This is a genomic window from Rothia sp. HMSC066G02, assembly GCF_001813145.1.
In the GTDB taxonomy this organism is placed as follows: domain Bacteria; phylum Actinomycetota; class Actinomycetes; order Actinomycetales; family Micrococcaceae; genus Rothia.
The window spans coordinates 82411-88749 of the sequence record NZ_KV811591.1 but is presented as its reverse complement, the minus strand read 5'-3'; the positions used below and the strand labels follow the sequence as shown (position 1 = coordinate 88749).

5 protein-coding genes are annotated in these 6339 nt (G+C 60.4%); 4 read left to right on the top strand and 1 reads right to left on the bottom strand.

All coding sequences use genetic code 11. The features are described 5' to 3' along the window. A partial coding sequence (sucB, locus tag HMPREF2894_RS04420; RefSeq protein ID WP_070677980.1) for a 2-oxoglutarate dehydrogenase, E2 component, dihydrolipoamide succinyltransferase occupies positions 1–1191 on the top strand: 1191 nt, incomplete at its 5' end. A gap of 191 nt (positions 1192–1382) precedes the next feature. On the opposite strand, the gene HMPREF2894_RS04415 is transcribed toward sucB, so the two are convergent. After that, entirely contained in the window at positions 1383–3122 is a 1740-nt protein-coding gene (locus HMPREF2894_RS04415; protein ID WP_070677978.1) for a peptidase, read from the bottom strand. A 139-nt stretch (positions 3123–3261) separates the two neighbouring features. On the opposite strand from HMPREF2894_RS04415, the gene lipB reads away from it, so the two are divergent. The 3 genes from lipB to HMPREF2894_RS04400 all read left to right on the top strand — a co-directional run bounded on the left by lipB (position 3262) and on the right by HMPREF2894_RS04400 (position 6124). Continuing rightward, positions 3262–4020 (top strand): lipoyl(octanoyl) transferase LipB, encoded by a 759-nt coding sequence (gene lipB / locus HMPREF2894_RS04410; RefSeq protein WP_256388348.1) that lies wholly within the window; start codon positions 3262–3264, stop codon positions 4018–4020. A gap of 170 nt (positions 4021–4190) precedes the next feature. Then, on the top strand, positions 4191–5198 hold the full coding sequence (gene lipA / locus HMPREF2894_RS04405) for a lipoyl synthase (RefSeq protein ID WP_049347251.1): 1008 nt from the start codon (positions 4191–4193) through the stop codon (positions 5196–5198). Between the two features lie 209 nt (positions 5199–5407). Then, the gene (locus HMPREF2894_RS04400) at positions 5408–6124 is read left to right on the top strand and encodes a DUF4191 domain-containing protein (RefSeq protein WP_005505470.1); all 717 of its coding nucleotides are present in this window, start codon (positions 5408–5410) and stop codon (positions 6122–6124) included. Positions 6125–6339 lie beyond the last annotated feature (215 nt).

The following is a 6339-nucleotide window of genomic DNA, read 5'->3' as shown; positions in this document are numbered from 1 at the left end:
GTTGACACCGAGGTTCCCTCCCCCGTAGCAGGTACCCTGCTCGAGATCCGCATCCCCGAGGATGAGGACGCAGAGGTTGGCCAGGTTCTGGCTATCATCGGCGACGCTGCTGCTGCAGCTGCTCCCGCTGCTCCGGCTCCGGTTGCTGAGGCTCCCGCAGCTCCCGCTCCGGTTGCTGAGGCTCCTGCCGCTCCGGCAGCTCCTGCAGCTCCCGCCGCACCTGCCGCTCCGGCAGCTGCTGAGGGCGAAGCATACGTGACCCCGCTGGTCCGTAAGCTCGCTAAGGACAACGGCATCGACCTGTCCACCGTCAAGGGCACCGGTGTTGGTGGCCGCATCCGCAAGCAGGATGTTCAGGCTGCTATCGCCGCTAAGGGTTCCGCTGCTCCCGCCGCTGCTGCACCCGCTGCAGCTGCTGCTCCGGCTGCTGGTTCCGCAAAGGCACCGCACACCTTCGAGGTTTCCCCCAAGCGTGGCACCGTCGAGAAGACCGCACGCATCCGCCAGGTTATTGCAAAGCGTATGCGTGAGTCCCTGGACATCTCCACCCAGCTGACCCAGGTCACCGAGGTTGACGTGACCCGCATCGTTCAGCTGCGTGCAAAGGCTAAGGACGGCTTCGCTGCTCGTGAGGGCGCTAAGCTGACCTTCCTGCCCTTCTTCGTCCAGGCATCCGCTGAGGCTCTGCAGCAGCACCCCGCTCTGAACGCTTCCATGACCGAAGACTACAAGCAGATCACTTACCACGGCTCCGAGAACATCGCTATTGCTGTGGACACCCCCAAGGGTCTGCTGGTTCCCGTCATCAAGAACGCTTCTGACCTGGGCATTGCTGGCCTGGCAAAGGCTATTGGCGACCTGGGTGGCCGTGCACGTACCGGCGACATCTCCCCCGAGGAGCTGTCGGGTTCGACCTTCACCATCACCAACATTGGTTCCTTCGGTGCACTGTTCGACACCCCGATCATCAACCAGCCGAACGTTGCAATCCTCGGCACCGGTTCCATCGTGAAGCGCCCCATGGTTGTTAAGGATGTTGACGGTAACGACGTTATCGCTATCCGCTCCATGTGCTACCTGTCCCTCACCTACGATCACCGCGTGGTCGACGGTGCGGACGCTGGTCGCTTCCTGCACACCCTCAAGACCCGCCTGGAGGAGGCAAACTTCGAGTCTGAGCTGGGCCTCTAAGACCTGCATAGATTCAAGGAAGTTTCCTTGTGGCGGTGCCCTGATGGGTAACCGAGCGTAGCTCTCCGGGTTTTCCTGGACGGTAAGCAGAAGGCGGCGGCTCCATCCACTTCGGTGGGTGGGGCCGCCGCTTTTGTTGTGTCCGCGTTTCTCACAGTGTCAGTTACGCGGCGTCAGCTGCACGGTGTCAGCTATGCCGGGACGGGTTCGGCGCGGGCTATCTCCCAGCCTTTCTCCCCGCGGTGCAGGTCGAAGATGACTTTCTGGCGGGTGACGCCGTTTTCTTCGCTGAGTTTGCGGGCTTCCTGCTCGGTTTTATCGGCGCGGTATCCGGGTGCGGAGACCACCGCCATCACGCGGATATTCTCGCTGTCGCGACTGAGTTCTTCTGCGGTGTCTAGGGTGAGCTCTGCACCGCCTCGAGCACGGCGTTCTTGGTTTCGCTGGTCGATGAGGGCTCGTAGGATCTGTTCGCCCTGCGATGTCTTGTCCTGTGCGCTCTGATCCTGTGTTTCCGTGCCGCCGGGCTCATGCTCCCCCGCTGCGTTCACAGATTGAGCGGATACGGGCTGCGCCGTTGCCGGGGCGTTCTGCCCGTAGAGGGTGAACCCGAGAGGCAGCGCAATAGCCCCCAGTGCGAGCGCGGCAAGTCCCAGGCGTGCAGCCAGTCCCAGTCGCGCGGTGGGGCGGGTGAACGCACTGCGTAGCGCCGTCAGGCGGGATGTGCCCGTCGCCGCTGCGTTCTTTAGAGCGGGCGGCGCAGTCTCTGCGGGGTTCACAGTGGGGCTCAACGGCTTAGAACCTGCGGTAGCTGCGCGCCCCGATTTCTTCACACCTGGCTTCTTCATGCCCGGCTTCTTCACGTGTGGCAAACGTTCCGCCAGGTAGCGTTGCGCCTTTTGCGCCTTTGAGAGCTTCTGTACCGGCGCGGGCTCCACAGCTGCGGGAATTAGGGCGCGGGCTCGTTCTGAACAGCTCAGGTAGACGTTGAGCGGGCGAGGCGGCACCTCCTCCGCCAGGGCGACCACGGAGCTGAGCCCTGCGAGCGCCGCATCCTGGGTGGGTGCGTCCAGCAGGTATTCGAGGGCTCTGCCGAGGCGCTCAATCCACTCGCTGCTGGGTGCCCCATCGGTTGCAGTACCGACCACTCCCATGCGCTGTGAATCCATGCGCAGTGAGAGGGGTACGCGGGCGGCGGAGGGTTCCGGTGCGTGCCCGCAGGCGGCTTGCCAGAGCAGTGCCGCTGCGGAACGTGCGTAGTTGCCCCGAGCGGCGGTGAGCTGTTCCGTATCTAGAGGAGCCGCTTCACGATAGACGGCATCAGGTAGCAGGAGTTTGGGCACTCCGGCGGCGCTCAGAGCGATATATTCGGCGCTTAGTTCGGCGCGCCCCTCCCCCACCTTTTTGAGACTGCCGAGCGCCCGGTGCAGGGTGCGTGCCAGGGTCATGAGCTCGGCGGGTGTCAGGGCGCGAGCGCGCAGGAGCTTGTCAAGGGTGCCCGCATCGAGGGGCTCGTACCAGAGGCACAGCTGATCGGCGCTATCGGCGCTCTCACTAGTAACGGCGTGGAGCTTGGCGAGTCCGGGCGCGTTACGTAGAGCGGCGGCTACCTGCGGGGTCTGGACGTGCCTCTGGGCGGATGCATCCGTATTTTCCTCGAATCCGTACCCGTTGGCTGCCGCGCGCAGAGTGGGCGCGGCGGGAGCCAGCTGGGTGGAGGGAGCTACAGGGGTGGAGGGAGCAGGCGGGGCAGGCTGAGAAATGGTGCGCAGGGTGTAGCGTCCGGGGTGCGCGGAGGGTACGGAACGTACGGCGGGTGCGCTCTCGGTGGGTGCACTTGCGGTGGTTTCGCCCCGGTACTCGACAATCTGCAGGGTGGGTAGAGCCGGGTTGGCGATGCTTTCCAGAACGTGTGCTTCTTTGCTTCTCATACCATCATGTTATCAAATTACATCAAACAATATCTTTAAGCACACTAAAACAGTTCAAATACCCCAAAGAACCCCAAAGGTGAATTCAGGCATTTATCTGCTTATTCGCCCTTCCTCCCATTGAGCATACCCTCACGTAATATTCCGACGTGTTCGCTCATCACGTGATTCAGGGCGCCCTAATTTTCTTCCCTCCACCAGCAGTACTAAGGTAGAAAGTATGTCTGTGACGATTGAACGCGTGGGCTTCGCCCCGAACTATGTGAACTATGTTGAGTGCCTGGACGAGCAGTACCGCATCCACGATGAGGTGGCTAACCGCACCCGCCAGAATACGATTCTTCTGCTTGAGCACGAGGCAGTGATTACTGCCGGTAAACGCACCGAAGACCACGAGTACCCCGCAGACAAGTCCACCCCCGTCGTCAAGATTGACCGCGGCGGCAAGCTGACCTGGCACGGCCCCGGCCAGCTGACCGGCTACCCGATTCTGCGCCTGCCCGAGCCCATTGACGTGGTGGCGTATGTGCGCATTATCGAGGAAATCATCATTAACGTCCTTGCCGGTCTGGGCATTAAGGGTGAGCGCGTTGAGGGCCGTAGCGGCGTGTGGATTCTGGGCAACGGCATCACCCAGGACAAGAAGATCGCGGCACTGGGCATGCGCGTTTCCCGTAACACCACCATGCACGGCTTTGCGATTAACTGCTGCAACGACACCGCACCCTTCCAGCAGTTCATTCCCTGCGGCATTAGCGATGCGGGTGTTACCACTATTTCGGAGCAGCTGGGCCGCACCGTCACCCCCGCCGATATTTTGGAGCCGCTGGAGGCGGAGCTTCTGAAGTACCAGGACCGCCTGGCGGAGTCCTTCGAGCCCGTCGCAGCGCAGGACTAGACACCGGAACCTAGACACCGGAGCTAGGTACAGCCGAAAGGCACTGAACGAGCCGCGCATCCGGGTTTGTTCGTCATATACGAAAATCAGTTTCACCTACGCCTGAGCGGGCGTAAAATAGAGGGTGGCCCACCTGCACAGAGGGCACACCGAGACCAAGGAGAAGACTTTTGAGCACCGCACCTGAAGGACGCAAGCTACTGCGTGTGGAGGCCCGCAACGCTGAGGTTCCCATTGAGAAGAAGCCTCACTGGATTAAGACCAAGGCTATTGTTGGCCCCGAATACAACGAGATGCGCGAGCTGGCTCGCGGTCAGGGCCTGCACACCGTGTGTGAAGAGGCAGGCTGCCCCAATATTTACGAATGCTGGGAAGACCGTGAGGCAACCTACCTGATTGGTGGTTCCGAGTGCACCCGCCGTTGCGACTTCTGCAATATTGCGACCGGTAAGCCCGTTGCTGTTGACTACGCTGAGCCGTTCAAGGTTGCTAAGAACGTGAAGGTCATGGGTCTGCGTTACGCAACCGTGACCGGTGTTGCTCGTGACGATCTGGAAGACGGCGGTGCGTGGCTGTACGCAGAGACCACCCGCCAGATTCACAAGATGTGCCCGAACACCGGCGTTGAGATGCTCGTCCCCGACTTCAAGGGTGTTCCCGAGCATGTTCAGAAGGTGATTGACGCTAAGCCTGAGGTTTTCGCGCACAACCTGGAGACCGTCCCCCGTATCTTCCGTCAGATTCGCCCGGCGTTCCGTTACGAGCGTTCCCTGGATGTTATTACCCAGGCTAAGGAAGGTGGCATGGTCACCAAGTCCAACCTGATTCTGGGTATGGGCGAGACCGACGAGGAGATTTACGAGGCGCTGTGCGATCTGCACGATGCTGGCTGTGACATCATTACCCTCACCCAGTACCTGCGCCCCGGCCCGCTCTTCCACCCGATTGAGCGTTGGGTGAAGCCGCAGCAGTTCGTGGATTTTGCGAACATGGCTGAGGAGATTGGTTTCGCTGGCGTTATGGCGGGCCCGATGGTTCGTTCTTCGTACCGTGCAGGTCGCCTGTGGGCTCGTGCAATGCGTAAGAACGGCTACCCGATCCCTGAGAACCTTGCCCACATTGAGGGTGAGGGTGCAGCCCTGCAGGAAGCCTCCTCCCTGGTGGCTGCGGGCTACTAAGCCTTTTCAGAATCTTTCTGAGAGCGTTGAGGCTCCTCGAACCCGGTGTTCGTCCGGTGTTCGGGGAGCCTCCCCTTATGCCCCGCCCCTTGTGCGGGTAGGGTAAACTAGAAAAATTGCAGGCATACACTGCATCGTTACGTCACTATGGTTCCGTGAGCGTTTGAGGCGCTTCTCGGGGCCGCGGAAGAACCAGCCGAGGAAGAATCGTGGCAGATAAGCGCGAAGAGAAGAAAAAGAAGAAGGAACGCACTCCGGGCACTTTCGCCCAGATGAAGCAGGTCTACCAGATGACCAAGAAGTCCGACCCGAATATCGGTTGGATTCTGAGTCTGTCGGCTCTGGGTACCCTTTTGGTTTTCCTCCTCATCGGTATTGCCCTGGGTAACTGGATTACTTTCCTGATTCTGGGTCTGGGCGTTGCCGCTATTGTGGCGATGCTTCTGCTGGGTCGCCGCGCGCAGACTGCGGCTTTTGCTCAGATTGAGAACCAGCCCGGTCGTAGTGGTGCAGCGATGAACTCGGTGCGCCGCGGTTGGATTGTTGAGGAGCAGCCCGTTGCTGCGAACCGCAACCAGGATCTGGTGTTCCGTGCGCTGGGCCGTCCCGGTATTGTGCTGGTGACCGAGGGCCCTCACAGCCGCGTGAACTCGCTGGTGAACACTGAGAAGAAGCACCTGGCTCGTGTGGCTCCCGGTGTGCCGGTTCATGTGATTGAGACCGGTCACGATGAGGGTCAGGTTGAGCTCAAGGACGTTGTGAAGACTATGAACAAGCTTCCGAAGGCTCTGACTCAGCAGGAGATGCAGGTTGTTTCTGGTCGCCTGAGCACTCTGAACACTATGCGTAACCCGATGAATGGTCTGCCGAAGGGTGTTGACCCGATGCGTGCACGCCCCGACCGTCGTGCGATGCGCGGCCGCTAAGCGAGACGCTGATATGAGGTTTTGAAGGCTCCGGCTCTTCCCGTGTGGGGAGGGTCGGGGCCTTTTGTTACGTCCGGTTATTGCGCTGTTGCTGGCATTGATATTGGCTTTGCTACTGGCTCTACTGAGGGCGTTAGCATCTCTACTGTGTTTCGTGAGGCAACGTAGATGTAACTCCTTTCCAGGATTTGTAACATTACCGAAACACGATAGTC